The organism is Streptomyces antimicrobicus (assembly GCF_020532625.1).
GTDB classification, from domain to species: domain Bacteria; phylum Actinomycetota; class Actinomycetes; order Streptomycetales; family Streptomycetaceae; genus Streptomyces; species Streptomyces antimicrobicus.
Genome location: NZ_JAJAUY010000048.1, coordinates 14516 through 40183, shown reverse-complemented (window position 1 = coordinate 40183; position 25668 = coordinate 14516). Strand labels below are relative to the sequence as shown.

26 protein-coding genes are annotated in these 25668 nt (G+C 74.1%); 7 read left to right on the top strand and 19 right to left on the bottom strand.

The window, feature by feature from the left end; genetic code table 11:
- Window positions 1–1470 (bottom strand): MocR-like transcription factor YczR (yczR, locus tag LG632_RS14705; protein WP_226727498.1); only part of this gene is annotated, 1470 nt, incomplete at its 3' end.
- A gap of 134 nt (window positions 1471–1604) precedes the next feature.
- Between yczR and LG632_RS14700 the strand changes: the two genes are divergently transcribed.
- From LG632_RS14700 to LG632_RS14690, 3 genes are all read left to right on the top strand, one after another.
- Complete coding sequence (locus LG632_RS14700; RefSeq protein WP_226727497.1) at window positions 1605–2375, top strand: glycerophosphodiester phosphodiesterase family protein; 771 nt, start codon at window positions 1605–1607, stop codon at window positions 2373–2375.
- A 64-nt stretch (window positions 2376–2439) separates the two neighbouring features.
- Window positions 2440–3810, top strand: a complete 1371-nt coding sequence (locus LG632_RS14695; RefSeq protein WP_226727496.1) for an MFS transporter — start codon at window positions 2440–2442, stop codon at window positions 3808–3810.
- Between the two features lie 255 nt (window positions 3811–4065).
- Window positions 4066–4440: an RNA polymerase-binding protein RbpA gene (locus tag LG632_RS14690; RefSeq protein WP_125646061.1), complete on the top strand. Its 375-nt coding sequence runs from the start codon at window positions 4066–4068 to the stop codon at window positions 4438–4440.
- 168 nt (window positions 4441–4608) lie between these two features.
- Here LG632_RS14690 and fxsA read toward each other — a convergent pair whose 3' ends face one another.
- From fxsA to LG632_RS14670, 4 genes are all read right to left on the bottom strand, one after another.
- Window positions 4609–5199, bottom strand: a complete 591-nt coding sequence (gene fxsA, locus LG632_RS14685; protein ID WP_226727495.1) for an FxsA family membrane protein — start codon at window positions 5197–5199, stop codon at window positions 4609–4611.
- Window positions 5200–5312: 113 nt separating this feature from the next.
- The gene (locus LG632_RS14680; protein ID WP_226727494.1) at window positions 5313–6080 is read right to left on the bottom strand and encodes a polyprenol monophosphomannose synthase; all 768 of its coding nucleotides are present in this window, start codon (window positions 6078–6080) and stop codon (window positions 5313–5315) included.
- A gap of 321 nt (window positions 6081–6401) precedes the next feature.
- The gene (locus LG632_RS14675) at window positions 6402–8063 is read right to left on the bottom strand and encodes an amidohydrolase (RefSeq protein ID WP_226727493.1); all 1662 of its coding nucleotides are present in this window, start codon (window positions 8061–8063) and stop codon (window positions 6402–6404) included.
- A 90-nt stretch (window positions 8064–8153) separates the two neighbouring features.
- The gene (locus tag LG632_RS14670) at window positions 8154–8594 is read right to left on the bottom strand and encodes an Lrp/AsnC family transcriptional regulator (protein WP_226727502.1); all 441 of its coding nucleotides are present in this window, start codon (window positions 8592–8594) and stop codon (window positions 8154–8156) included.
- A 220-nt stretch (window positions 8595–8814) separates the two neighbouring features.
- Between LG632_RS14670 and LG632_RS14665 the strand changes: the two genes are divergently transcribed.
- Complete coding sequence (locus LG632_RS14665) at window positions 8815–9255, top strand: hypothetical protein (RefSeq protein ID WP_226727492.1); 441 nt, start codon at window positions 8815–8817, stop codon at window positions 9253–9255.
- Between the two features lie 27 nt (window positions 9256–9282).
- On the opposite strand, the gene LG632_RS14660 is transcribed toward LG632_RS14665, so the two are convergent.
- Window positions 9283–10389 (bottom strand): phosphotransferase family protein, encoded by a 1107-nt coding sequence (locus LG632_RS14660; RefSeq protein WP_226727491.1) that lies wholly within the window; start codon window positions 10387–10389, stop codon window positions 9283–9285.
- Window positions 10390–10415: 26 nt separating this feature from the next.
- Complete coding sequence (locus LG632_RS14655; protein WP_226727490.1) at window positions 10416–11549, bottom strand: Rv3169 family protein; 1134 nt, start codon at window positions 11547–11549, stop codon at window positions 10416–10418.
- Between the two features lie 265 nt (window positions 11550–11814).
- Between LG632_RS14655 and LG632_RS14650 the strand changes: the two genes are divergently transcribed.
- Window positions 11815–12033: a hypothetical protein gene (locus tag LG632_RS14650; protein ID WP_226727489.1), complete on the top strand. Its 219-nt coding sequence runs from the start codon at window positions 11815–11817 to the stop codon at window positions 12031–12033.
- Window positions 12034–12049: 16 nt separating this feature from the next.
- Here LG632_RS14650 and LG632_RS14645 read toward each other — a convergent pair whose 3' ends face one another.
- The 3 genes from LG632_RS14645 to LG632_RS14635 all read right to left on the bottom strand — a co-directional run bounded on the left by LG632_RS14645 (window position 12050) and on the right by LG632_RS14635 (window position 15047).
- Entirely contained in the window at window positions 12050–13225 is a 1176-nt protein-coding gene (locus LG632_RS14645) for an acyl-CoA dehydrogenase family protein (RefSeq protein ID WP_226727488.1), read from the bottom strand.
- Between the two features lie 184 nt (window positions 13226–13409).
- A complete protein-coding gene (locus tag LG632_RS14640; protein WP_226727487.1) occupies window positions 13410–13559 on the bottom strand; it encodes an SCO1431 family membrane protein in 150 nt (49 codons plus the stop codon).
- Window positions 13560–13667: 108 nt separating this feature from the next.
- The gene (locus LG632_RS14635) at window positions 13668–15047 is read right to left on the bottom strand and encodes a C39 family peptidase (protein ID WP_226727486.1); all 1380 of its coding nucleotides are present in this window, start codon (window positions 15045–15047) and stop codon (window positions 13668–13670) included.
- A 106-nt stretch (window positions 15048–15153) separates the two neighbouring features.
- Here LG632_RS14635 and LG632_RS14630 point away from each other — a divergent pair, with 106 nt between their 5' ends.
- Both LG632_RS14630 and LG632_RS14625 read left to right on the top strand, forming a co-directional pair.
- Window positions 15154–15780: a uridine kinase family protein gene (locus LG632_RS14630; protein ID WP_226727485.1), complete on the top strand. Its 627-nt coding sequence runs from the start codon at window positions 15154–15156 to the stop codon at window positions 15778–15780.
- Between the two features lie 356 nt (window positions 15781–16136).
- On the top strand, window positions 16137–18029 hold the full coding sequence (locus LG632_RS14625; protein ID WP_226727484.1) for an AAA family ATPase: 1893 nt from the start codon (window positions 16137–16139) through the stop codon (window positions 18027–18029).
- 85 nt (window positions 18030–18114) lie between these two features.
- Here LG632_RS14625 and LG632_RS14620 read toward each other — a convergent pair whose 3' ends face one another.
- From LG632_RS14620 to LG632_RS14580, 9 genes are all read right to left on the bottom strand, one after another.
- On the bottom strand, window positions 18115–19167 hold the full coding sequence (locus tag LG632_RS14620; RefSeq protein WP_226727483.1) for a hemolysin family protein: 1053 nt from the start codon (window positions 19165–19167) through the stop codon (window positions 18115–18117).
- Window positions 19164–20642, bottom strand: a complete 1479-nt coding sequence (locus tag LG632_RS14615; RefSeq protein WP_226727482.1) for a hemolysin family protein — start codon at window positions 20640–20642, stop codon at window positions 19164–19166. The genes LG632_RS14620 and LG632_RS14615 overlap by 4 nt, the downstream gene beginning before the upstream one ends.
- A 203-nt stretch (window positions 20643–20845) precedes the next feature.
- Window positions 20846–21304 carry a PH domain-containing protein gene (locus LG632_RS14610; RefSeq protein ID WP_226727481.1) on the bottom strand — a complete coding sequence of 153 codons (459 nt, stop codon included), beginning with the start codon at window positions 21302–21304 and terminating at the stop codon, window positions 20846–20848.
- A complete protein-coding gene (gene hisG / locus LG632_RS14605) occupies window positions 21304–22152 on the bottom strand; it encodes an ATP phosphoribosyltransferase (protein WP_226727480.1) in 849 nt (282 codons plus the stop codon). Before hisG ends, LG632_RS14610 begins: the two co-directional genes overlap by 1 nt.
- Window positions 22153–22229: 77 nt before the next feature.
- Window positions 22230–22511 carry a phosphoribosyl-ATP diphosphatase gene (locus LG632_RS14600; protein WP_226727479.1) on the bottom strand — a complete coding sequence of 94 codons (282 nt, stop codon included), beginning with the start codon at window positions 22509–22511 and terminating at the stop codon, window positions 22230–22232.
- A gap of 58 nt (window positions 22512–22569) precedes the next feature.
- Entirely contained in the window at window positions 22570–23055 is a 486-nt protein-coding gene (ribH, locus tag LG632_RS14595; RefSeq protein ID WP_226727478.1) for a 6,7-dimethyl-8-ribityllumazine synthase, read from the bottom strand.
- Between the two features lie 76 nt (window positions 23056–23131).
- Window positions 23132–24394 carry a bifunctional 3,4-dihydroxy-2-butanone-4-phosphate synthase/GTP cyclohydrolase II gene (locus LG632_RS14590; RefSeq protein ID WP_226727477.1) on the bottom strand — a complete coding sequence of 421 codons (1263 nt, stop codon included), beginning with the start codon at window positions 24392–24394 and terminating at the stop codon, window positions 23132–23134.
- A complete protein-coding gene (locus LG632_RS14585) occupies window positions 24391–25047 on the bottom strand; it encodes a nicotinamide mononucleotide transporter family protein (RefSeq protein WP_226727476.1) in 657 nt (218 codons plus the stop codon). Before LG632_RS14585 ends, LG632_RS14590 begins: the two co-directional genes overlap by 4 nt.
- Window positions 25044–25667 (bottom strand): riboflavin synthase, encoded by a 624-nt coding sequence (locus LG632_RS14580; protein ID WP_226727475.1) that lies wholly within the window; start codon window positions 25665–25667, stop codon window positions 25044–25046. Before LG632_RS14580 ends, LG632_RS14585 begins: the two co-directional genes overlap by 4 nt.
- Window position 25668: the final 1 nt, after the last annotated feature.

Genomic DNA, 25668 nt, shown 5'->3' with positions numbered 1-25668 from the left:
CGAGCCGCCCGCCCCCTTGCCCACCAGCCGGGCCGCGGCCGCCAGGCGCGCGGCGGCCTCCTCGGCCACCGGGCCGCCGACGGTGAACGGCAGCCGCACGTAGCCCTCGAAGGCCCCGTCCACGCCGAACCGGGGCCCCGAGGGCACCCGTACGCCGACCCGCTCGCCCACCTCGGCGAGCCGGGAGCCGGACAGGCCGCCCGCGCGGGCCCACAGGGTCAGGCCGCCGAGCGGGACCTCGAACTCCCAGTCGGGCAGTTCCCGGCGGACCGCCGCGACCAGCGCGTCGCGGTTCTCGCGGGCCTGGGTCCGGCGCACGGCCACCGCTTCCTCCCAGCCGCCGGTGCGCATCAGCCAGTTCACGGCCAGCTGCTCCAGCACGGGCGTGCCCAGGTCGGCGTAGGCGCGGGCGGCGACCAGGCTGCGGATCACGTCGGGGGCGGCGCGGACCCAGCCGATGCGCATGCCCGCCCAGAAGGCCTTGCTGGCGGAGCCGACGGTGATCACGCTGCTGCCGGCCGGGTCGAAGGAGCAGACCGGGCGGGGCATGTCCAGGTCGTCCTGCAGCCGCAGCTCGGCCATGGTCTCGTCGACGACCAGCACCGTGCCGGCCGACCGGGCGGCCTCCACCATGGCCCTGCGCTGGTCCTCGGTGGCCAGCGCGCCGGTCGGGTTGTGGAAGTCGGCGACCACGTAGGCCAGCCGGGGCGCGGCGTCGCGCAGCACCTGCCGCCACAGGGGCAGGTCCCAGCCGGCGAGCCCGTCGGCCATGGCCACGGGCACGAGCCGGACGTCGGCGGCGCGCATCAGCTGGAGGATGTTGGCGTAGGAGGGGGACTCCACGGCGATGCGCTCGCCGCGCCCGGCGAACAGGCTGCAGATGGCGTCGATGGCGCCCATCGCGCCGGTGGTGACCATGATCTGCTCGGGCATGGTCGGGATGCCGCGGGCGGTGTAGCGGTCGGCGAGCATCCGGCGCAGGTCCGGCAGGCCGGCGGGGTAGTCACCGTGGGTGTGGGCGTACGGCGGCAGCTCCTCCAGGGCGCCCTGGACGGCCTTGGTCAGCCAGGGCTCGGGGGCGGGCAGCGCCGCGCAGCCCAGGTCGATCATGGAGCCGAGGGCCTCGGGCGGCAGCGGTTCCAGACCGCGGGCGGGCAGCGGGTTGCCGGCCGGGACGGAGGTCCAGCTGCCGGCGCCGCGGCGGGACTCCAGGAAGCCTTCCGAGCGCAGGGCCTCGTAGGCGGCGGCGACCGTGGTGCGGCTGAGGGAGAGGGCGGTGGCCAGTTCGCGTTCGGCGGGCAGCCGGGCGGCGACCGGGACGCGGCCCTCCAGGACGAGCAGCCGGATGCCGTCGGCGAGGCCGCGGTAGGCGGGGGGCTTGCGGGCGCCGGGCACGGCGGCCCGCGGCTGCTGGGAGGCGATCAGCCGGGCGAGCTGGGTCGCGCCCACCGCGGAGGTCCACTGAGCCATGTGTCCGGTCCACCTTCGTCGAATTGGCCCCGGCCCACCCCGGTCTGGGCAGGCATTGGATCGGTTCTGCGCCTCCAGAGTGTCATGCGGCACACGGTGCCTGCCAGACCGGGTCGAGGGGGGATACTGCCGCCGTGACGCATGTACGCCTTCGGCATCCCTATCTCGACCACCCGGCCCCCATCCCGTTCGCCCATCGCGGCGGGGCGGCGGACGGGCTGGAGAACACCGTCACCGCCTTCCGGCGGGCGGCGCAGGCGGGCTACCGGTACTTCGAGACCGATGTGCACGCCACCCTCGACGGCAAGCTGGTGGCCTTCCACGACGCCACCTTGGACCGGGTGACCGACAGCCAGGGCCGCATCAGCGAGCTGCCGTGGAGCCGGGTGCGCGAGGCGCGGGTGGCCGGCACCGAGCCTCTGCCGCTGTTCGAGGAGCTGCTGGAGGAGTTCCCCGACGCCCGCTGGAACATCGACGTCAAGGCCGAGTCGGCGCTGCACCCGCTGGTCAACCTGATCGCCCGGGCCGGGGTCTGGGACCGGGTGTGCGTGGGCTCGTTCTCGGAGAGCCGGGTGGCCCGGGCCCAGAAGATCGCAGGTCCCCGCCTGGCGACCTCGTACGGGGTGCGGGGCGTGGTCGGCCTGCGCCTGCGGTCGTACGCGATCCCGGCCGCGCTGCGGGTCGGGGCGGTGGCGGCGCAGGTGCCGGAGGTGCAGGCGGGCCTGCGCGTGGTCGACCGGCGGTTCGTGCGCACCGCGCACGAGCGGGGTCTGCAGGTGCACGTGTGGACCGTGAACGAACCGGAACGTATGGAGGCTCTCCTCGACCTGGGGGTCGATGGCATCATGACCGACCGGATCGACATCTTGCGCACGGTGCTGGACCGGCGCGGGGCCTGGGCGTAACCGCCTGACGGGCCCGCGCGCGGGCCGGACTGCCGGGCCTACGGGGAGCAGCGAGGGGGCACCGGTGAGTGCACAGACCGCCGACGAGGCGGAATCCGGTTGGGCGGGTGAGCCGGACCCGGCCGCGCGCAAGCAGCAGCAGCGCGGCTGGTACTTCTACGACTTCGCCTGCTCGGTGTACTCGACCAGCGTGCTGACGGTGTTCCTCGGCCCGTACCTGACCTCCGTGGCCAAGGCCGCCGCGGACGCCGAGGGCTACGTGCACCCGCTGGGCATACCGGTCCGGGCGGGGTCCTACTTCGCGTACACGGTCTCGGTGTCGGTGATCGTGGCGGTGCTGCTGATGCCCCTGGTGGGCGCGGTGGCCGACCGGACCGGCCGCAAGAAGCCGCTGCTGGCGGCGGCCGCGTACACCGGGGCGGGGGCCACGGCCGCGATGTTCTTCCTGGCCGGCGAGCGCTACCTGCTGGGCGGGCTGCTGCTGATCGTGGCCAATGCCGCCCAGTCGCTGGCGATGGTCCTGTACAACGCCTACCTGCCGCAGATCGCCACGCCGGACGAGCGGGACACGGTCTCCTCGCGCGGCTGGGCCTTCGGGTACACCTCCGGCGCCCTGGTGCTGGTGCTGAACCTGGTGCTCTTCCAGGGCCACGAGTCGTTCGGCATCTCCGAGGGCACGGCGGTGCGGATCTGCCTGGCCTCGGCGGGGCTGTGGTGGGGCGCGTTCGCGATCGTCCCGCTGCGCGCGCTGCGGGACCGGGCCGCGGTGCGGGTGGCAGGAGCGGCGCCGGTGGGCAGTGGCTGGAAGCAGCTGCTGGCCACGCTGCGCGACATGCGCAAGCACCCGCTGACGCTGGCGTTCCTGCTGGCCTACCTCGTCTACAACGACGGCATCCAGACGGTGATCTCGCAGGCCTCGCTCTACGGCGCGGAGGAGCTCCAGCTGGAGCAGTCCACGTTGATCGTGGCGGTGCTGCTGGTGCAGGTGCTGGCGGTGGCGGGCGCGCTGGGGATGGGCCGGCTGGCGCTGACGTACGGCGCCAAGCGGACCATCCTGGGCTCGCTGGCCGCCTGGGCGCTGACGCTGGCGGCCGGATACTTCCTGCCCGCCCGCACCCCGGTGTGGTTCTTCGCCCTCGCGGCGATGATCGGACTGGTGCTGGGCGGCAGCCAGGCGCTGTCGCGCTCGCTGTTCTCGCACCTGGTGCCGCGCGGGAAGGAGGCCGAGTACTTCTCGGCGTACGAGATCAGCGACCGCGGCGTCTCCTGGATCGGACCGCTCGTCTTCGGCCTGACGTACCAGGTCACGGGCAGCTACCGGGACGCGATCATCTCGCTGGTGGTCTTCTTCGCGCTGGGGTTCGTCCTGCTCGCACGGGTGCCCGTACGGCGGGCGGTGGAGGCGGCGGGCAATCCGGTCCCCGAACGGATTTAGACGTCGAAGCAAACGGCCGGTAGTGTACGCCTTTGGCCTGCCAGGCGGACCGTTACTGCGTGTTGAAGAAGTGAAGACGTTGGGTGACATCTGCTGCCAGATGTGACAAAACGGGCATTGGTGGGTACAACAAGGGGCGGCACGACGGGCGACGCATGAGCGGAAGCGGGAATCTATACCGCCGACCGGACGTTGACCGGATGACGACGACAGCGACACCTGTCCTGTGGGCGACAAGCCCGGGAGGCACGATTCATGAGTGAGCGAGCTCTCCGCGGCACGCGCCTCGTGGTGACCAGCTACGAGACGGACCGCGGCATCGATCTGGCCCCGCGCCAGGCGGTGGAGTACGCATGCCAGAACGGACATCGATTTGAGATGCCGTTCTCGGTCGAGGCGGAGATTCCGCCGGAGTGGGAGTGCAAGGCGTGCGGCGCCCAGGCACTCCTGGTGGACGGCGACGGGCCTGAGGAGAAGAAGAGCAAGCCCGCGCGTACGCACTGGGACATGCTGATGGAGCGGCGTACCCGTGAGGAGCTGGAGGAGGTCCTGGCCGAGCGGCTGGCGGTCCTGCGGTCCGGCGCCATGAACATCGCGGTGCATCCGCGGGACAGCCGCAAGTCGGCCTGAGTCCCGCGCGCACCGCGCACCGCACAGCCGAGGGGCCGTGTCACACCTCGTGTGACACGGCCCCTCGGCTTGTCGTGCTCGTGGTCCGGGCCCGGTCCGGGTCGTGCTCGTGGTCCGGGCCCGGACCGGGTCGTGCTCGTGGTCCGGGCCCGGTCCGGCGTGGTCTCGTCAGGGCGCCAGCGGCGGGCGGTACGACTGCGGGCCCGGGCCGCCCTGCCGGCCGGCGCCGTCCTCACGGACGACCTCGCCCGGCACGACCATGCCGTCGGGGTGGTGGATGCGGGCCTGCTGGAAGGCGTTGCCGAAGGTGCCGGGGGCCGCTCCGGCGATCCGGCGCTCCACGGCGCGTTCGGTGCGGCGCGCGACCCAGGACCGGACGGGCGGCACCAGCAGGAGCAGCCCGGCCAGGTCCGACAGCAGCCCCGGCACCATCAGCAGCAGGCCGGCCAGCATGGTCGTGCCGTTGCCGGAGCCCTTGCCCGACCCCGGTCCGGTGGCCGGGGCCCGGCCCGCCTGGGCCTCCTGGAACGCCCGGGTCATGCGGCCGAAGGCCCGCCGCCCGGCCCGCTTGATCACCACCGCGCCGAGCACCACGCCGCCGAGCAGCAGCGCGGCCACGGCGGGCGCGCCGGCCGCGTCCGCGACCAGGGTGAGCAGCCAGATCTCCAGGACCAGCCACGCGGCGATGGCCAGGGGGGTGAAGGTACGGGCGGGCGAGCGCCGCCGGGGGGCCGTCGAAGTGGGAACGCCGGTCGTCATACCCCCAGTGTGCCTGGACCGGGGTAAAAGCGACCTCAGCCGGAGGTACCGGACCGCCCCTAGGGGTCCCCCGCGCGCCCCGGGCGGACCCGGTGCGGCTCAGGCGGGTGGCCTCAGGCGCCGCGCCGCCCGGTCAGCTTGGCGGCACGCGCGGCCAGGCCCCACTGGGTCACCCGCCACAGCGCCTCGACCACGATGTCCCGGCTCATCTTGCTGTCGCCGAACTCGCGCTCCACGAACGTGATGGGCACCTCGACCACGTGGAAGCCCTTGGCCACCGCCCGCCGGGCCAGGTCGACCTGGAAGCAGTACCCGGCCGAGGCCACCTCGTCCAGGCCCAGGCCCTCCAGGGTCTCGCGGCGGAAGGCGCGGTAGCCGCCGGTGACGTCGCGGATCGGCACGCCGAGCATCAGCCGGGAGTACGTGGAGCCGCCGCGCGAGAGGAACTCGCGGGACTTGGGCCAGTTCACCACCCGGCCGCCGGGCACCCAGCGGGAGCCGAGCACCAGGTCGGCGCCGCCCAGCGCGGTCAGCAGCCGCGGCAGCTCCTCCGGCTGGTGCGAGCCGTCGGCGTCCATCTCGACCAGGACGCCGTAACCGCGCTCCAGGCCCCAGGCGAAGCCGGCCAGGTAGGCGGCGCCCAGGCCCTCCTTGCCCTTGCGGTGCAGGACGTGGACGTGGTCGTCGGAGGCCGCCAGTTCGTCGGCGAGCTTGCCCGTGCCGTCGGGGCTGTTGTCGTCCGCGACCAGGACGTGCGCCTCGGGGACCGACTTGCGCACCCGGGCGACGATCGGCCCGATGTTCTCCGCCTCGTTGTAGGTCGGAATGATCACCAGGGCCGTACCGAGCGGCCCGTGGCGCCGCTCACCGCCGTTGCTCACAGATTCCCCTTCGCGCGTCGCGACTCAGCGCTCGATCGAGCTGATCAGGCAAGCAGGATTTTATGACATCGGCGACAGCGGGTCGGGGCCGGCGGTCCTTCGGGCCGGCCCCGCTCCCGCTGGCCGCGGGCCGTCGTGGCCGTTGTCTACTGGACCGCCGGGCCCCGCCGCGGGGCCACCCGCCCGCAGGGGGAAACCTTCCCTCGCCCCGCGGGCGCGGGCGCGCGGACGGGACGGATCCGCCCGGTACGGACGTCCGGTGGTGGACCCGGCCGAACCTATCCGGGTCCGGCCGCCCGCACCGAGCCGAGGACCGCCGGATCACCCCTGTGGCCGTACGAATACCTCCCGCCCGCCGACGACCGTCGCCAGGCACACCGGCAGCTCCACGCCGGGGGTCAGGTCGGGCAGTCCCGGGGTGCCCGAACGCGGGTCGGTGGACCAGCGGGCGACCCGGTCGTCGGGGGCCTGGACCACCAGCTCCGAGGTCCGCCAGACCGCGTAGTCGGCCGGGGCACCGGGGACCAGGACGCCCGCGTCGTCGCGGCCCAGGGCCCGCCAGCCGCCGCGGGTGTGGGCGGTGAAGGCGGCGCGGACGGAGATGCGGTGCTCGGGCGTGCGGTGGAACGCGGCCGCCCGGACCGTGCCCCACGGGTCGAGCGGGGTGACCGGGGCGTCGGAGCCGAAGGCCAGCGGGACACCTGCCTTGAGCAGCGCCGCGAACGGGTTGAGCGTCCGGGCCCGCTCGGCGCCCAGCCGGTCCGCGTACATGCCGCCCTCGCCGCCCCAGGCGGCGTCGAAGGCGGGCTGGACGGACGCGGTCAGACCCAGGTCCGCGAAGGCGGCGATGGTCTGCGGGGTCATCATCTCGGCGTGCTCGACGCGGTGCCGGGCGGCCCGGACGCGGGCCAGGCCGACCTTCTCGGCGGCCGCCCGCACGCCCTCGACCACGGCGCCGACGGCGGCGTCGCCGATGGCGTGGAACCCGGCCTGGAGCCCCGCCTCGGTGCAGGCGGCGACATGGCCGGCGACGTCCTCGGCGGTCAGGTACGCGGTCCCGGTGTGGCCGGCGTCCTGGTACGGGGCGTGCAGGCAGGCGGTGTGGGAGCCGAGGGCGCCGTCGACGAACAGGTCGCCGCCGGCGCCGACCGCGCCGAGCTCACGGGCGAGGTCGAGGTCACGGTCCGCCCAGTACCCGAAGACCCGGGGGCCGTCCTCCTCGCGGGCCAGCTCCAGCAGGGCGGCGAAGTCCTCGGCCGAGGAGATGTCCGGACCGCCGCACTCGTGCAGGGTGCCGATGCCCAGGGAGGCGGCCCGCCGCAGCGCGGCCCGCTGCGCGTCGCGGCGCTGGGCGGGGGTGACGGCGGCGAACGCGGCGGCCCGTACGGCGTGGTGGGCGTCGCGGGTCAGCGGCTCGCCGTCGTGGAAGCCGTCCTCGGCGCGGATACCGGGGACCCGGTCGAGCAGGGCGGTGGTCACCACGGCCGAGTGCACGTCGATCCGGCTGAGGTACAGCGGCCGGCCGCCGGCCGCCTCGTCGAGTTCCGCGCGCCGCGGGGCGCGCCGCTCGGGCCAGCGGGACGCGTCCCAGCCGTGGCCGAGCAGCACCCGGTCCGTGGGCTCCCGGCCCGCGTGGGCGCGTACGAGCTCCAGCGCCTCGGCGAGCGAGCGGGCCCCGGTCAGGTCCAGCCCGGTCAGCGCGAGCCCGGCGGAGGTGGTGTGCACGTGGGCGTCGGTGAACGCGGGGGTGACGAGCGCGCCGTCGAGGTCGACCACCTCGTCCACGCCCGCGGCGAAGGCGTCGGCGGCGCCCTCGGACCCGACCCAGGCGATGTGCCCGCGCTCGACGACCATCGCGGTGGCGAACGGGTCGGCGGGGCTGTGGACGTCCCCGCCGCGCAGCAGCACGGTGCGCTGCGGCGCCTGGGCGGAGCGGGCGGCGGTGGCCGCGAGGGGGTCGTGCTGGGGGGTGTGCTCGGTCATGGGGACCAGTCTCCCCCCTGCGGCGCCGGCGCCCGCGCGGGGGCCCGGCGCGGCGACCGCGGGGCCCGCGGGTGCGGCGGCGACGGCCGGTCAGATCTTGGGGGGACGGGCCTCGTAGGGGGTGGACAGCACCACCGTGGTGCGGGTCGAGACGTGGGCCAGGGCGCGGATGCGGCCGAGCAGGTCCTCCAGTTCCAGGGGCGCGGCCACCCGGACCTTGAGGATGTAGTTCTCGTCCCCGGCGACGCTGTGGCAGGCCTCGATCTCGGGGACGCCCGCGAGCCGCTCGGCGATGTCGTCGGGGTCGCTGGGGTCGAACGGCTTCACCGAGATGAAGGCGGTCAGGGGCAGCCCGACGGCCTCCGGGTCGACCACGGCCGCGTAGCCGCGGATCACCCCCCGCTGCTCCAGCCGGCGTACCCGCTGGTGGACCGCCGACGTCGACAGTCCCGTGGCCTTGCCCAGATCCGTGTAGCTCATGCGGCCGTCCCGCACGAGCAGCTCCACGATCTGGCGGTCCAGCTCCTCCATTGCGCTCATAGCCGCTCAACTTAAGCCCCCGGACGGCCTGGGCCCAGTACCGTCTCACCGCCGGGCGGCACCTGCGGCAGGCATGTGACCAAAGCCACAGGGGTATGGAGTCGTACGCCACGGTGTGTTGTGGTTACTCGTGCCGCGCCACGGGAAGTGCTTGGTGTGGCCGAGGCCCTAGGAACAAGCCCGCCCGGCCCACCCAAGGGGGAGTACATCCATGCAGAACACCAAGCGCGCCGGTCGTACGGAACCGGAGCCACTCGAACTCCTCGGCACCGAGGACGACGACTACCTCGAAGAGGCCGACTCCTTCGAGATGCACCACGCCACCTGCCCCGACTGCGGACAGTCGATCGCGCTCCTCGCGGACGAGGAGTTCCTGCCGCAGCACGCGCTGTGCCTGACCCCGTGGAACCCCTTCGGGCTCACGGTCTGCGCCGGCACCGGCCGTCCCGCCGCCGACGCCCTGCCCGCCGCGGCCGCCGTCGCACCCGACGAGGCGGAGCCGGCCGTGGTGCTGGCCCTCCCCCAGGGTCTGGACTGGCGGACGCAGCCGTTCTCGCACGTCGGCGGTCCGGGTTCGCGCCCGGTGCGGCTGGTCACGCCGGCGCCGCGGCCCGGTGCGCAGCTGCGCGGCCGGCACGTCCAGGCCGCCTGACGGCCCGGCGGCCGGCCGGTCCGGCCGTCACCAGTAGGTGCCCTGCACCATGGCGGCGAGGCCGGCGTGGTGCAGGATCAGGCCGTCGACGTCCTCGGCGGCCGCCGGGATCTCCACCTCGCCGAAGTACGCCTGCCGGTAGGCGATCCGCAGCATCACGATGCCGTGGCGCAGGGCCGCGTACAGGGTGTGGAACTCCATGTCGCGCGGGGTGTGCCCGGTCAGTTCGGCGTACCGGCGCTCCAGGTCCTCGCGGCGCAGGAAGTCCGGCAGGCCGGGCTGTCCGAAGCCGACGGTGAGGTCCTGGAAGAAGCGGTGCAGGTACACGGTCCAGCCGAGGTCCACCTCGCGCGGGGCGTAGCCGGCCATCTCCCAGTCCAGGACCGCCACCGGCCGGAAGCCGTCGGGCTCGTAGACCACGTTGCCGATGCGGGCGTCGCCCCAGGTGAGGACCGGTTCGCCCTCGTCGGCGGGCCAGAGCTCCTCCAGCCGGTCGAAGGCCCGCTCCAGCAGCGGGGACGGCGCGAGGTCGCGCACCACCCAGGCGTAATAGGCGCGTTGGGCGTCGACGTGGCGGCGCAGCGGGCTGCCGGTGCCCTCGGGCAGCAGGAACTCGGCCTCCTTCGCGGGGAACTGGTCGTGCAGCCGGGCGAGCAGGGCGATGCTCTCCTCCTGGAGCACGGCCCGCTCGGCGTCGGTGGCCGCGTGCAGCCAGTTGCCCTCGTAGGTGTACGGCATCACGTCGGGCGGGACCCGGCCCTCGGCGCGGGCCATCACGAAGAAGGGCGCGCCGAGCGGGGCGGGGTCCTCCTCCAGCCACTGCACGCGCGGCACGGGCACGTCGGTGTGCCGGGCGACCAGGTCCATCACCCGGTGCTGGCGGGGCATGTCGTAGGAGGGGAAGACGGTGTACGCGGCCGGGTCCGCGGCCAGCCGCAGGGCGCAGGAGCGCAGCGGGGTGTCGGGGTGCTCGATGTCGAAGAGCAGGGTCTCGCTGGACATCCCGTTGGAGCCGGGCACCCGTACGCCGGTGACCTCGGCGCCGGGCAGCCGCCTGCGCAGCCACGCGGCGAGGCGCCGGCCGAGCTCTTCGGGGTCGCGGGTGGTGGTGCGCGGACGTGGTGCGCTGGCCATTCAGGAACCCCCTGGGGCGGGCGGAGTCACGGGGCGACGGAGGCGTGGTCGGTGAAGCCGCTGGGATCGTGGCGGCCGAAGCTGCCGTGCTCGAAGATGCCGAAGCCGGTGCGCCCGTCGAGGGTGAAGCGGGCGGAGTGGTCGGTGACGCCGTAGGCGGCCATGGGGTGGGCGGCCGGTTCGGAGAGGTCGTAGACGCGGCGGTCGGTCCAGCCGCGGCCCTGCCAGCTGCCGTGCTGCCAGTCGGGGGCGGGCGGGTAGCCCGCGCCGACGGCCAGCGGGGAGGAGTTGAGAATCTCCACGCCGAGTTCGAGGGGCTTGCGGGACGGGTCGGTGAGGTGGAGGACGGCGCGTTCGGGGTGGCGGCTGCCGGGGCGGTAGTGGATCTCGCTGTGCGGCCAGCCGAGTTGGACGTCGGGCAGGCCGCTGCCCTCCGGGAAGACCTGGACGGCCTCGTTGAGGGTGCGGTGGCCGTCGGCGTCCTCCTGGACGACGACCATGACGAAGCGGTCCTCGAAGCGGACGGGGACCCACAGCCAGTGGAACCCCTCGGTGCGGTGCTCCTCGGCGCCCCGGCCGCCGTCCTCGCCGGGCAGCGGGCGGACGCCCCAGCTGCGGTCGCGGGTGGCGGTCCACTCCCCCACGGTGGGCCGCAGTTCCTCGCCGGCGACGCGGACGACGCCGGTGGCGTGGCCGGCCTGGACGAACCGGCGGCCTTCGAGCGTGAGCCGGTCGCCGCGGCGCTGGATGTGGTGCGGCTCCCACAGGGCGGGGAACTCGGCGGTCCAGGTGAGGTCGTAGGACAGGCCGCCGGGGTCGTCGGGGTCGGGGGCGCAGTGCAGGGAGAACTGGCGCAGCGGGACGTCGACGGTGATGCGCAGCGGGCCGACGCAGAGGTTCATCCGGTCGTCGCCGAGTGCGTCGGAGGCGCGGACGGCGTGCAGCCGGTCGCCCAGGCGCAGGGTCGCGTAGGCGTCGATCACCCCGGCGTTGGGGTAGACCCCGAGGCCGAGGACGAGCACGGCCCGGCCGGCGTGGTCGAAGACGTGGAAGATGCAGCGGTCGTAGGCGTTCCGGTCGCCCGTGACGACGTGCTTCATGGACAGCGGGGCCTGGTGGACGGGGTACTCGTCGAGCGCGACGGGGCGGTCCGCGGACACGGCAACCTCCTGGGCGGGGGCACGGCGGCTCAGCGGATATGACGGTACGTCAGAAACCGTGCCCGCGACCAGAGTCGCGTCATCCGTGGACAGCACGGCACGTCGTGCCGCGCCGTGGGAGCCGGGGCGCCGGGCCGGGAGCCGCCCCGCGAGGAGCCCCGGCGCGGGGGCAGGGGCGCGGGGGCAGGGGCGGGGCCGGCGGGCCGGGGACACGTCGAACGCAGAGCCGCAGTGACCCCGGGCCGGGGGACGGCGTTGGCCGTGCATGACCCTGCTTGACACGTCCACGGGCAGACGGCGCCGGCCCGCGCCCCCCGGCTTCGAAGAATCGGTTCAGCAGTCCGATCCGCCCATCTACCGGGACCTGATCGACCGCTGGACCGTCGAGGGCCGCACCCTGCCGGGGCGCCGCGACCCGGAATGGTCGCGGCTGACCTCGTCCCCGGTCTGGCCGCACGGCCCCCTGTTCGCGGACCGGCCCTGACCCGGCCGGGCCCGCCTCAGCCGCGGGTCTCGGGGCCCGCCAGGTGCCGGGCGATCACCATGCGCTGGATCTGGTTGGTGCCCTCGACGATCTGCAGCACCTTGGCCTCGCGCATCAGGCGCTCCACGGGGAAGTCCTGGGTGTAGCCGTAGCCGCCGAGCACCTGGACGGCGTCGGTGGTCACGGCCATGGCGGCGTCGGTGCAGAACAGCTTGGCCATGGCCGCCTGCCGGGAGAACGGCTTGCCCGCGTCCCGCAGCCGGGCCGCGGCCAGGTACAGCGACCGGCCGGCCTCGATCCGGGTGGCCATGTCGGCGAGCATGAACCGCAGGCCCTGGAAGTCCGCGATCGGGTGCCCGAACTGCTTGCGGTCCAGCGCGTACGCCAGCGCCTGGTCCAGGGCGGCCTGGGCGACACCGATGGCGCAGGCCGCGATGCCCAGCCGGCCCGAGTCGAGCGCGGACAGGGCGATCGTGAAGCCCTGGCCCTCCTCGCCGATCCGCCGGGCGTCCGGGACGCGCACGCCGTCGAAGTGCAGCTGGGCGGTGGGCGAGCCCTTCATGCCCATCTTCTTCTCGGGGGCGGCCGCGGACAGGCCCTCCGCGTCGCCGGGGACCAGGAAGGCGGTGATGCCCTTGGCGCCCTCGCCGCCGGAGCGGGCCAGCACCGTGTAGAAGTCGGCGACCCCGCCGTGGGTGATCCACGCCTTGGTGCCGGTCAGCACCCAGTCGTCGCCGTCACGGACGGCCTTGGTGCTCAGCGAGGCCGCGTCGGAACCGGAGGACGGCTCCGACAGGCAGTAGGCGCCGAGCAGACCGCCGCCGAGCATGTCGGGCAGGTGCCGGGAGCGCTGCTCCTTGGTGCCGTACCCGGCCAGGCCGTGGCAGGCGAGGGAGTGGACGCTGACGCCCAGGCCGACGGTGAGCCGGGCCGCGGCGAGCTCCTCCAGGACCTGGAGGTACACCTCGTAGGGCTGGTCCCCGCCGCCGAACTCGGAGTCGTACGGCAGGCCGAGCAGTCCGGCCTCGGAGAGCAGGGTGAAGACCTCGCGGGGGAAGTGGCCGGCGCTCTCCTCCTCGGCGGCGCGCGGCGCGATCTCCCGCTCGGCGATCTCTCGTACGAGCGCGAGGAGGTCCCGGGACTCCTCGGTGGGCAGCTGTCGGTCCACCGGCTGCGGGGCGCGGTCGATCATGGCGGCGCTCTCCTCCCTCGTCGGGCACGGCGGCGACGCGCGAGGTGTGGGACGCGCCGCCGGTTCGGTGCTCACACAGCCCCATGCTGCCCTCATGGGTCGCATGGGGCTCTGTTCCGTGGCTGCGGCGGGACGAGTATGCCTGATCAGCCGCGTCCCGTCACGGGTGCAAGATCAAGAAGGCTCACAGCCATCCGACTTGCGTGACGAACATGGCCACAACGACCACGAGCGTCCAGCCGAGCACGTTCTCCAGCCACTTCGACCCGTCCTCGGGACCGCCGGTACGGACCAGCTGGCGGGCACGGTGCAGGGCGGCGCTGTTCGCGGTCATGGTGTCTCGCATCGGTCGGCGACATGGGGGGAGATGTCCAATATCCCAGCGATTGCGGCTTCCGTGGGAGAGATGTTCGTCACGGTGCCCGGCCCCCGGCCGGGCCGGTCACGCCGCGAGCAGCCCGAGGCCCGTCAGCGCGGCGGCCTGGGCGGCGCTCGGCCGGGCCGGGGCATAGACGTAGCAGATGCCGCCGGTGCCGGAGGCGACCTTGCCGGTGGAGTCGTGCCGCTTGGTGCGCAGCCAGATGTTCTCCCACTGCCGGCGCCGGTAGACCCGGCGGACCGCGTCGTTGGTGGGCGAGTTCGGGTCGTTGGCGATCACGTCGCCGGCGGCGGTGAAGCCGACGACCGTCATCAGGTGGCCGGCCGTGCCGTAGCCGGCCCCGGTGAGCTCCTCCTTGCGGAAGGACTGCGAGGTGATCACCGGGATGCCCGCCCGGATCAGGGTCTCCAGGTCGGTCAGCGAGGTCAGCCGGGTCACGACGCCGCCGAGGCCGGGGTAGGTGGCGGCGTAGGCGGGGTTGAAGGGCCAGTTGCCGCAGCCCCGGTACGCGAAGTCGTACGTGTGCCGGGCGGCGTGGCAGACCTGGGGGTCGCCGTAGCGGGCGTCGACCCACGCGAGCTGCTCGCGGCTCGGCCGGCGGCCCCAGTACTCGATCACCATCTGCGAGGAGGTGGGGCTGCACCAGGCCTCGCCGCCGTTGTCGTACTGGGGGTAGCGGCCGGCGTGGACCTCCTGGGAGTACCGCGGCACCGCCAGCTCGTGGGCCGGTCCGGGGGTGGAGGCGGGCACCGTGAACCGGTCGGGGACGGCCGAGGCCATCGCCCCGGCCAGCCACACCAGCGGGGCCGCGGTGGAGCCGGGCCGGCGGTACAGGGTCAGCCGCAGCTGCCAGTCCCGCAGCCGCAGCCCGGAGGCCGGCCGGTCCACCGCCAGGGTGTCGGTCCACACCGTGGAGCGGCCGTCGCCCTGGCCGTCCACGGAGGTGCGCCGGATGTCGGCGTCGGAGGCGGCCCAGCGGCCCATCACGTACCAGGGGGTGCGGGTGCCGTCGGTGTAGGTGCAGCGCAGCTCGGCCTGGAGCCAGCTGCCGGTGGGGGTGCGCGCGTTCCAGGACACCACGGCCTCGGTGGCGGGCACGGCGGGGCGGTGCACCGGCGAGGTCCAGGTGGCGTACTCCCAGGTGGCCGTGCGGCCGGTGTGCGGGTCGGTGTAGGCGGTACGGCCCGCGGGCGCGGCGAGGGTCAGCGCGGGCCGGTCCCCGGCGAGGGCGGCGGTGCCGCGGTGGGTGCCGGCCCGCCAGTGCCGCAGGGCGTACCAGAAGCGGTTGTCGACGGTGGGACCGGCGAGGCCGGTGCCGCCGGAGCCGCGGGGCGCGGGGGCGGCCGCGGCCGGGCCGCCGGTTCCGGGGACGGTGGCGGCGGTGGCCGCGGCGAGGACGGCGGCGAGCAGGGCGCGGCGCGGGGCGGGTGCGCTGGCGGACATGGGCGGCTACCCCCTGGGTGATCGGTCGGTCACGTTCAGCGTCGCAGCTCGCGCGGGGGCGGGCCAGGGCCCCGGCGCCGTGTCGCGCGCGCCGTACGCTGGGCGGGTGGAATCCCTCGACCGCCTCGCCGCCGAGCTCGCCGCGCTGCCGCCCTCGCTGGGCCCGGTGCGGCTGATCGGGGTGGACGGGCACGCCGGCTCGGGCAAGAGCACCTTCGCCGCCCGGCTGGCCGGGGCACTGGGCGGGGCGCCGGTGCTGCACCTGGACGACGTCGCCACGCACGAGGAGCTGTTCGACTGGACCGAGCGGCTGCGCCGGCAGGTGCTGGAGCCGCTGACCGCGGGACGGGCGGCGCACTGGGCGCCGTACGACTGGGTGGCGCGCCGGTTCGGGCCGCAGCGGGTGCTGGAGCCGGCCCCCGTGCTGCTCGTGGAGGGGGTGGGCGCGGGCCGGCGAGCGCTGCGGCCGCACCTGGCGCACCTGGTGTGGATGGAGACCCCGCGCGAGCTGGCGTGGCGCCGGGGCCGGCGGCGCGACGGGAGCGAACTGGGCGCGTTCTGGGACGGATGGGAGCGCGCCGAGCGCGCGCACTTCGCCGACGATCCTTCGCGCCCCTTCGCCGACACCCTGGTGCGCCAGGGCTGTACGGGATACGAGTGGACTTCCGGGAGCGGTGTGCCCGCAGGAACGTCCGGTTCCGTCACGGAGCGTGAGGGGCTCCCCCGGGCCTGAGCGGCCCCCCGCCACCCGGTGCGGACGGCTGCCCTGGGGCGCTTGACCTGATGCCCGCACCGGCCTTACGTTCTCAATGCGCGGTCTTTCACGGCCGCAGCGGACACGAAGCCCCCGATTGTTCCCCCGTGATCGGGGGCTTCGTTCTGCCCGGAACGCCTCTCACGGCCCTCGCGGAGCTCACCCTGCGTCACCGCCGCGGTCCGGGATCCACCCCGCAAGGTGCCTGTCGCACCCTACGTAGCGCCGCGTACCGAAGGTACGATGCCACCCAGATTTCATCGGCGCATGTGACAACTCTTGTCCCCGGGACGGGGGTTGCAGCGCACCACGGGGGCAGGCTTGTGGGGGACGTGATGGATTTCGGCACGCAGGGCAGCCCGCACGCCCCGGCCGAACTCGCCTGGCTGCGCGGAGTGGACGCCTGCACCATGGGCGCCTATCCGCAGGCCGAGGAGGAGTTCCGGACGGCCGTACGACTCGATCCCGCGATGGCCGACGCCTGGTTGGGCCTGCACGCGTTACGGGTCGACACCACCAACGCGCTGCTGCGGATGTACGCGCACCGGGACCGGTTCGGTGAGCAGCGGGCCCGGCACCGGCGGACGCTGAACTCCTGGTACTGGCTGGGCTGGTGGGTGCAGCCGGTGCTGGAGAGCCGCCGGGACCTGCTGCTGGCGCACGCCTCGCACTGGCTGGACGGCCGGCACGTGCCCGAGCTGGACCAGGCGCTGGCCGGGCTGCCGCCGGTGGACACCGACGCCCAGGTCCGCTTCCTGCACGCCTGCCGGGCCTATCTGGTCAAGGACTGGGAGCAGTTGGTCCGGCACACCGAGCCGCTGGTCGACGATCCGCTGCTGGGCATCGAGGCCGGGCTGTTCGGCGGGATGGCCCGGGTCCGGCTGGAGATGTACGGGCAGGCCGAACCGATGCTCGCCACCGCGCTGATGCGCTGCCGCAGCGAGCAGCCGCAGCGCAAGGAGCTGCGCTACTGGCTGGCCCGGGCCCACGAGGGCACCGGGCGCAGCGCGGCCGCGCTGCCGCTGTACCGGGCGGTGCACCGGGTGGACCCGGCCTTCATGGACACCGCCGCCCGGCTGACGGCCATCTCCGAGGCCGACGGGCTCGACGACTACGACCTCTCGCCGGTCGGCGGGGACCTGGCGGCCGTGGCCCTGGGCGAGCCGGACCCGGTGCTCGCGCCGGAGCCGCCGGTGGAGCCCCGGCCGGCCGGGCCGGTGCCGGGGGTGCCCCCGCAGGGGCCGCCGCCGGGCGGGGGCCGGCCGGAGGGGGTGCGCCGGCGGGTCTCCGTACCGCCGCCGGGCGCGCCGTACGGGCTGCCCGCCGGGCCCTCGGACCCGGCGCTGCTGGCCCAGGCGCTGGCGGAGCTGGAGCGGATGGTGGGGTTGGAGCCGGTCAAGCGGCAGGTCAAGGCGCTGTCGGCGCAGTTGCACATGGCGCGTCTGCGGGCCGGTCAGGGGCTGCCGGTGCAGCCGCCGAAACGCCACTTCGTCTTCTCGGGCCCGTCGGGCACCGGCAAGACCACGGTGGCCCGGATCCTGGGCCGGGTCTTCTACGCGCTCGGGCTGCTGGGCGGGGACCATCTGGTGGAGGCCCAGCGGGCGGACCTGGTGGGCGAGTTCCTCGGGCAGACCGCGGTCAAGGCCAACGAGCTGATCGACTCGGCGATCGGCGGGGTGCTGTTCGTGGACGAGGCGTACAGCCTGTCCAACTCCGGCTACAGCAAGGGCGACGCGTACGGCGACGAGGCCCTGCAGGTGCTGCTGAAGCGGGCCGAGGACAACCGGGACCACCTGGTGGTGATCCTCGCGGGCTATCCGGCCGGGATGGACCGGCTGCTGGCGGCGAACCCGGGGCTGTCGTCCCGGTTCACCACCCGGGTGGACTTCCCCAGCTACCGGCCGGCGGAGCTGACCGCGATCGGCGAGGTGCTGGCCGCCGCCGACGGCGACCGCTGGGACGAGGAGGCCCTGGAGGAGCTGCGCAGCATCAGCGGGCACGTGGTGGAGCAGGGCTGGATCGACGAGCTGGGCAACGGCCGCTTCCTGCGCACGCTGTACGAGAAGAGCTGCGCCTACCGGGACCTGCGGCTGGCCGGCTACCCGGCGACCCCGTCCCGCGAGGACCTGGCGACGCTGCGGCTGCCGGACCTGATGCAGGCCTACGGCGAGGTGCTCTCGGGCCGCGGCCCGCACGACCGGGGCCGCCCGGAGCCGCCCTCGATGTAGCGGGGCCGCCCGGAGCCGCCCCCCGTGTAGCGGGGGCGGCCCGCCGGTGGCGGACGCGGGCGGTCGCGCCGGTGCGGGGCTCGGCTCAGCGCGCCAGGGCCACGGGTGCGGCCGTACGGTGCGCGGGGTCGCGGACCTCGCCGACCAGCATCTCCAGGACGTCCTCCAGGGCGACGAGGCCGAGCACCCGGCCGGCCGGGTCGGCGACCTGGGCCAGATGGGTGGCGTCCCGGCGCATCACGCTGAGCGCGTCGTCCAGCGGGAGGGTGGAGCACAGGACCGGCATCCGGCGCCATATCCGCTGCGGCACGGCCCGTTCGCGCTCCTCCAGGTCCAGGACGTCCTTGACGTGGACGTAGCCCATGAAGGCCCCGCCCTCGGCCCGGACCGGGAAGCGCGAGTAGCCGGTGCGCACGGTGAGCTGCTCGATCTGCCGGGGCGTGGCCGTCGGGGCGACCGTGACCAGCCGCTCGCGGGCCAGCAGGACGTCGGTGACCGGGCGGCTGCCCAGCTCCAGGGCGTCCTCCAGCCGCTCCTGCTCGCCGGGTTCCAGCAGGCCGGCCTGCCGGGAGTCCTCGACCAGGCGGCCCAGTTCGGCGCTGGTGTAGACGGCCTCGACCTCGTCCTTCGGCTCGACCTTGAACAGCCGCAGCACGAAGTGCGCGCACGCCCCGAGGGCGGTGGTGACCGGACCGCAGAGCCGGGCGAAGGCGACCAGGCCGGGACTGAACCACAGCGCGGTCCGCTCCGGGGCGGCCATCGCCAGGTTCTTGGGCACCATCTCGCCGATCACCAGGTGCAGGAAGACCACGGCGGCGAGCGCGAGGGCGTAGCCGAGGGGGTGGATCAGGCCCTGCGGGACGTGGACGGCGTGGAAGACGGGCTCCAGCAGCCGGGCCACGGTGGGTTCGGCGACGGCGCCGAGGGTGAGCGAGCAGACGGTGATGCCGAACTGGGCGGCGGCCATCATCCGCGGCAGGTTCTCCAGGCCGTGGAGCACCTGCCGGGCCCGCTTGGAGCCGGCCGCCAGGGGCTCGATCTGGCTGCGCCGCACGGAGACGAGGGCGAACTCGGCGGCCACGAAGAAACCGTTGGCCAGGACCAGGGCGAGGGCGAACAGCAACTGGAGCACGCTCACCGGCCGGCCCCTTCCAGTGCGGCGGGCCGCTCGGACCGCTGCCCGTCGCCCCGTGCGAGGGCGCCGGCCGGTACGGCCGCGCGGCCGGGGACGCCGGTCGCGGCGGTCCTGGCCCCTGCCCCGGAGCCGCGGCCCGGCTGGCCGGGCCCGCCCAGGACGGGCGCGGGCACGAGCCGGACCAGGCGCACCCGCTCGGCGCGGTTGCGGCCGACCTGGCGGACGGAGAGCCGCCAGCCGGGGAGCTCGGCCCGGTCCCCGGGCGCGGGGATCCGGCCGAGCAGGTCCGCGACGAGGCCGGCCACGGTCTCGTACGGGCCCTCGGGGACCTCCAGGCCTATCCGGCGCAGGGTCTGCACCCGGCAGCTGCCGTCGGCCTCCCAGGACGGGCGGCCGTCCTCGGCCGGTACGGGGGCCAGCTCGGGGCGGGCGTCCTCGGCGAGGTCGTGCTCGTCGCGGACCTCGCCGACGAGCTCCTCGACGATGTCCTCCAGGGTGACCACGCCGGCGGTGCCGCCGTACTCGTCGACGACGACGGCCATGGGCTGTTCGCTGCGCAGCCGTTCCAGCAGCGGCTGGACCGGCAGGGTGCCGGGCACCAGCAGCGGTGCGTCGCAGATGGCGCCGACGGTGGTGCGGGCGCGCTCCCGCTCGGGCACGGCCAGGGCGTCCTTGAGGTGGACGACGCCGGTGATCTCGTCGATGCGCTCGCGGTAGACCGGGAACCGGGACAGGCCGGTGGCCCGGGTCAGGTTCAGCACGTCCGCCGCGGTGGCGGTGGACTGCAGGGCGCTGACCTTCACGCGCGGGGTCATCACGTGCTGGGCGGTGAGCTCGCCCAGCGACAGGGTGCGCACGAACAGGTCGGCGGTGTCCTGCTCCAGGGCGCCGGCCCGGGCCGAGTGGCGGACCAGCGACACCAGTTCGCCGGGGGTGCGGGCGGAGGCCAGCTCGTCGGCGGGTTCCACGCCCAGGGCCCGGACCAGCCGGTTGGCGACAGCGTTCAGGCCCGCGATCACCGGCCGGAAGGCGCGGGAGAACACGTCCTGCGGGCCGGCCACGAACCGGGCGACCTGAAGGGGCCGGGAGACCGCCCAGTTCTTCGGGACGAGCTCGCCGACGACCATCTGGACGGCGGAGGCCAGCAGCATGCCGATGCCCACGGCGATGCCGGAGACGGCGCCGGCCGGCAGCCCGGTGGCGCGCAGCGGGCCCGAGAGCAGGGCGGCGAGGGCGGGTTCGGCGAGCATGCCGACCACGAGCGAGGTGAGGGTGATGCCGAGCTGGGTGCCCGAGAGCTGGAACGACAGCTCGCGCAGGGCCTTGACGACCGTGCGGGCACGGCGGTCGCCCTCGGCGGCGGCCCGTTCGGCGTCGGGCCGCTCCACGGTGACGAGACCGAACTCGGCCGCAACGAAGAAACCGTTGGCCAGGATGAGCGCGAACGCCGCCGCGAGCAGGAGTAGCGGGATGGTCATGCCGCCGCCTCGGGGGAGAGGGCGGCGCGGGTACTACCGGACGGTCCGTCCATTGCTGGAGGGAGTCACTCCTCTGGTCGAAGGTGCCCTGGGGCCCCGGTGTCCCGGGGCTCACGGGAGGGCGCACGGGTGCGCCCCGCCACCAGGGTAGTCACTGAGATCGCCGCCGCAATGGCACGCGGCGGTCGGTCTGCCGGCCGGGGTCAGTTCCCGTGCGGGCCGGAGCCGCGTTCCTCGGCCAGCGCCCGCAGGGCGCGGGCGTCGCTGACGGCCCGTTCCTTGGCGATGCCGGGCTGGATGCCGAGCACCGGCAGGCTGGTGCCGTCGCTGAGGTCGAGGAAGACCCAGGGGTCGCCCGGGCGGAGGTTGACCCGCAGGATCTCCGCCCAGGCCAGGCGCCGCCGCGTGGTGAGGTTCACCACGGTGACGCCGTCCTCGTCGACCACCACCTTGGGGCGGCTGAGCAGCACCAGGACGGAGGACAGCAGGACGGCCGTGAGGACGAAGCTGAGCCGCTCGCCGGGGCCGAGTCCGTCCAGCACCAGGCCGATGGCCGTGACGGTGGCGAACATGACGGCGCCGACGCCGAGCAGGACGACGCGGGTACGGGTCGGCCGGAAGGTGGCCGGCAGGGCCGGCCGGGCCGTGGGGTCGGCGGCCATCACAGGCGGCAGGCGTGGATCGAGGTGGTCAGGATGGCCCGCGCACCGATGTCGTAGAGGTCGTCCATGATCCGCTGGGCCTCCTTGGCCGGGACCATGGCCCGGACCGCGACCCAGCCCTCGTGGTGCAGCGGGGAGACGGTCGGGGACTCCAGGCCGGGGGTGAGCGCGACGGCGTTCTCCAGCTGCTCGACCCGGATGTCGTAGTCCATCATCACGTAGCTGCGGGCGACCAGGACGCCCTGCATGCGGCGCAGGAACTGCTGGGCCCGCGGGTCGTCGGCGTCGGCCCCGGTGCGCCGGACGACGACCGCCTCGGACTTCAGGATCGGCTCGCCGATGACCTCCAGGCCGGCGTTGCGCAGGCTGGTGCCGGTCTCCACGACGTCGGCGATCACCTCGGCGACCCCGAGCTGGATGGCGGTCTCGACCGCGCCGTCGAGGTGGACGACGGAGGCGTCGATGCCCTGCTCGGCGAGGTGCTTGGCGACGATCCCCTCGTAGGAGGTGGCGATCGTCATGCCGTGGAAGTCCTCGGGGCCCTTCGCGGTGCCGGGCCTGGTGGCGTAGCGGAAGGTGGAGCGCCCGAAGTTCAGCGCGAGGATCTCCTCGGCGTTGGCGCCGGAGTCCAGCAGCAGGTCACGGCCGGTGATGCCGATGTCCAGCTTGCCGGAGGCGACGTAGATCGCGATGTCCTTGGGGCGCAGGTAGAAGAACTCGACGTCGTTCTCCAGGTCGACGGTGACGAGTTCCTTGGACTCCTTGCGCTGGCGGTAGCCGGCCTCATGGAGCATCTCCGACGCAGGCCCGGAGAGAGAACCCTTGTTGGGGACGGCGATGCGCAGCATGAGGTCGGTTCCTTTGTTCGCGATAAGGGTGGTGCGCTGTGCGGAGCGGGCTGGGGCGGGCGGGGCGGCCGGCGGGGTCAGAGGTGCTTGTAGACCTCGTCGAGCGAGATCCCGCGCGCGACCATCATCACCTGGACGTGGTACAGCAGCTGCGAGATCTCCTCGGCGGCGGCGTCCTTGCTCTCGTACTCGGCGGCCATCCAGACCTCGGCGGCCTCCTCGACGACCTTCTTGCCGATGGCGTGGACGCCCTTGCCCACGAGTTCGGCGGTGCGGGAGGTGCTGGGGTCGCCGGTGGCGGCCTTGTGCTGGAGCTCGGCAAAGAGCTCTTCGAAGCTCTTGGGGGTCTGGTTCGCCATGATGCCCTTAGGGTACGGGTTCCTCCCGGTCCCCCGTTGCCAGGGTTCACTCCGTGGACTACCGCCAGGGCTCGCTGACCGTCCGCAGGGTCATGGCGGTGGCGACGGCGGCGGTGACCGCTTCGTGGCCCTTGTCCTCGCTCGATCCCTCCAGGCCGGCGCGGTCGAGCGCCTGCTCGTCGTTGTCGCAGGTCAGCACGCCGAAGCCGACGGGGACCCCGGTCTCCACGGAGACCTGCACCAGGCCCTGGGTGACGCCCTGGCACACGTAGTCGAAGTGCGGGGTGCCGCCGCGGATGACGACGCCGAGCGCGACCACGGCGTCGTAGCCGCGCCCGGCCAGCACCTTCGCGACCACCGGGAGCTCGAAGCTGCCGGGGACCCGCAGCAGGGTGGGCTCGTCGATGCCCAGCTCGTGCAGGGCGCGCAGGGCGCCGTCCACGAGTCCGTCCATGACCTTCTCGTGCCACTGCGCGGCCACGACCGCGACCCGCAGGTCGCCGCAGTTCTTCACGCTCAGTTCGGGTGCGCCCTTGCCGCTCACAGCTCTCCTCGTGCTCTTGGTTGTCGTCCGGTGCCTGGGTGGCGGGTTGTGCCTGGATGGCGGGTGTACGTCGGTGCTACTGGTTGCCGCACGCCGAGACGGCGGTGGCGTCCAGCCAGGGCAGGTCGTGCCCCATGCGGTCGCGCTTGGTGCGCAGGTACCGCAGATTGTGCTCCCCGGCCTCCACGGGCATCGGCTCGCGCTCGGCGACCACGATGCCGTGGCGGATCAGGGCGGCGGCCTTGTCGGGGTTGTTGGTCATGAGCCGCACGCTGCGGACTCCGAGGTCGGTGAGCATCTGGGCACCGGCCCCGTAGTCGCGGGCGTCGGCGGGCAGGCCCAGTTCCAGGTTGGCGTCGAGGGTGTCGCGGCCGCGCTCCTGGAGCTCGTACGCGCGCAGCTTGGACAGCAGTCCGATGCCGCGGCCCTCGTGGCCGCGCAGGTAGACGACGACGCCGCGGCCGGCCTCCTTGATGCGCTGCATGGAGGCGTGCAGCTGGGGCCCGCAGTCGCAGCGCAGGGAGTGGAAGATGTCGCCGGTCAGGCACTCCGAGTGCATCCGCACCAGCACCTCCTGGCCGTCGCCGACGTCGCCGTGGACCAGGGCGACGTGCTCGACGCCGTCCACGGTGGAGCGGTAGCCGTACGCGGTGAACTCGCCGAAGGCGGTCGGCAGGGTGACCTCGGCCTCGCGGCGGACGGTCGGTTCGGCGGAGCGGCGGTAGGCGATGAGGTCCTCGATGGAGATGATCGTCAGGCCGTGCTTGCGGGCGAACGGGATCAGCTCCGGCAGGCGCAGCATGACGCCGTCCTCACCGGCGATCTCCACGATGGCGCCGGCCGGGCGCAGGCCGGCGAGCCGGGCGAGGTCGACGGCGGCCTCGGTGTGGCCGTTGCGGACCAGGACCCCGCCGGGCTTGGCGCGCAGCGGGAAGATGTGGCCGGGGCGGACGAAGTCGCCGGGGCCCGAGACCCCGTCGGCCAGCAGCCGCAGGGTGGTGGCGCGGTCGGCGGCGGAGATGCCGGTGCTCACGCCGTGGGCGGCGCTCGCGTCGACGGAGACGGTGAAGGCGGTCCGCATCGACTCCGTGTTGCGGTCGACCATCTGCGGGAGCTCCAGCCGGTCGAGCTCGTCGCCCTCCATGGGGGCGCAGATCAGGCCGCGGCACTCGCTCATCATGAACGCGATGATCTCGGGGGTGGCCTTCTCGGCGGCGATGACGAGGTCGCCCTCGTTCTCGCGGTCCTCGTCGTCGACGACCACGACGGGCCGGCCGGCGGCGATGTCCCGGATGGCCTGCTCGACCGGGTCGAGCGCGAAGAACTCGTCGGTGGTCATGCCGTTGCTCCTTCGAGGGCCGAGGGGTTGGCGGTGGTGCGCGAACGCTGGTACCAGTCGTGGGCGCCCCACAGGACGAGGGCGAAGTAGACGACGTAGACCAGGCCGGAGAAGGCCAGGCCGCTGCTGAAGGCGAGGGGGACGCCGACCAGGTCGACCAGGAGCCAGGCGAACCAGAACTCGACCAGGCCGCGGGCCTGGGCGACCATGGCGACGAGGGTGCCGACGAAGATGTAGGCGTCGGCCCACGGGCTCCAGGACAGGTTCGGGAAGGCGGTGAACAGGCCGCCGACGGCGAGGGTGCCCAGCGCCGCGCCGGCGAGCAGCAGTCCGCGCTCCTTCCAGCTCGCGGTGCGCACGGCGATGGTGCCGTCCTGCGCCTGCTGCCGGCCGCGCCGCCACTGCGTCCAGCCCCAGGCCGCGACGCCGATGACCAGCAGCTGCTTGCCGACGCCGCCGGCGAGGTGGGCGGAGGCGTAGGCGGCGACCAGGATCAGGCCGGAGACCAGCTGGGCGGGCCAGGTCCATATGGAGCGGCGCCAGCCGAGGGCGAGGGCCGCCAGGCCCATGGTGTTGCCGATCATGTCCGACCAGATGACTTTCTGGTCGAAGACGGTGAAGGCCTCGGAGTTCAGCCAGGTCAGGGCGCTCACCGGTGGTTCTCCTTCGGCTGCAGCGGGTCGACGCCGGCGGCCAGCAGCCGCTCGACGTACTTGGCGAGGACGTCCACCTCCAGGTTGACCGGGTCGCCGGGCTGCTTGATGCCGAGCGTGGTCAGGGCGAGGGTGGTGGGGATGAGGCTGACGGTGAACCAGTCGGCGGCGGCCTCGACCACGGTCAGGCTGACGCCGTCGACCGTGATGGAGCCCTTCTCGACGACGTAGCGGGACAGCGCCGCCGGCAGGGCGACCTTGACGATCTCCCAGTGCTCGGACGGGGTGCGGGAGAGGATCTCGCCGGTGCCGTCCACGTGGCCCTGCACCAGGTGGCCGCCGAGCCGGCCGCCGAGGGCCATGGGGCGCTCCAGGTTGACGCGGGAGCCCTTCTCCAGCGCGCCGAGGCTGGAGCGGTTCAAGGTCTCCTGCATCACGTCGGCGGTGAACTCGCCGTCCGCCGTCTCCACGACCGTCAGGCAGACGCCGTTGACGGCGATGGAGTCGCCGTGCTTGGCGCCCTCGGTGACGAGGGGGCCGCGCAGGCGGAAGCGGGAGGCGTCGGGCAGCTGCTCGACGGCGGTGACCTCGCCCAGTTCTTCGACGATTCCGGTGAACACG

Coding starts and splice junctions, on each gene's coding strand:
- LG632_RS14690 (WP_125646061.1), top strand. CDS start 4,066: ATGAGTGAGCGAGCTCTCCGCGGCACGCGCCTCGTGGTGACCAGCTAC.
- fxsA (WP_226727495.1), bottom strand. CDS start 5,199: ATGACGACCGGCGTTCCCACTTCGACGGCCCCCCGGCGGCGCTCGCCC.
- LG632_RS14675 (WP_226727493.1), bottom strand. CDS start 8,063: ATGACCGAGCACACCCCCCAGCACGACCCCCTCGCGGCCACCGCCGCC.
- LG632_RS14670 (WP_226727502.1), bottom strand. CDS start 8,594: ATGGAGGAGCTGGACCGCCAGATCGTGGAGCTGCTCGTGCGGGACGGC.
- LG632_RS14665 (WP_226727492.1), top strand. CDS start 8,815: ATGCAGAACACCAAGCGCGCCGGTCGTACGGAACCGGAGCCACTCGAA.
- LG632_RS14660 (WP_226727491.1), bottom strand. CDS start 10,389: ATGGCCAGCGCACCACGTCCGCGCACCACCACCCGCGACCCCGAAGAG.
- LG632_RS14650 (WP_226727489.1), top strand. CDS start 11,815: ATGACCCTGCTTGACACGTCCACGGGCAGACGGCGCCGGCCCGCGCCC.
- LG632_RS14645 (WP_226727488.1), bottom strand. CDS start 13,225: ATGATCGACCGCGCCCCGCAGCCGGTGGACCGACAGCTGCCCACCGAG.
- LG632_RS14640 (WP_226727487.1), bottom strand. CDS start 13,559: ATGACCGCGAACAGCGCCGCCCTGCACCGTGCCCGCCAGCTGGTCCGT.
- LG632_RS14635 (WP_226727486.1), bottom strand. CDS start 15,047: ATGTCCGCCAGCGCACCCGCCCCGCGCCGCGCCCTGCTCGCCGCCGTC.
- LG632_RS14625 (WP_226727484.1), top strand. CDS start 16,137: ATGGATTTCGGCACGCAGGGCAGCCCGCACGCCCCGGCCGAACTCGCC.
- LG632_RS14615 (WP_226727482.1), bottom strand. CDS start 20,642: ATGACCATCCCGCTACTCCTGCTCGCGGCGGCGTTCGCGCTCATCCTG.
- LG632_RS14610 (WP_226727481.1), bottom strand. CDS start 21,304: ATGGCCGCCGACCCCACGGCCCGGCCGGCCCTGCCGGCCACCTTCCGG.
- hisG (WP_226727480.1), bottom strand. CDS start 22,152: ATGCTGCGCATCGCCGTCCCCAACAAGGGTTCTCTCTCCGGGCCTGCG.
- LG632_RS14600 (WP_226727479.1), bottom strand. CDS start 22,511: ATGGCGAACCAGACCCCCAAGAGCTTCGAAGAGCTCTTTGCCGAGCTC.
- LG632_RS14590 (WP_226727477.1), bottom strand. CDS start 24,394: ATGACCACCGACGAGTTCTTCGCGCTCGACCCGGTCGAGCAGGCCATC.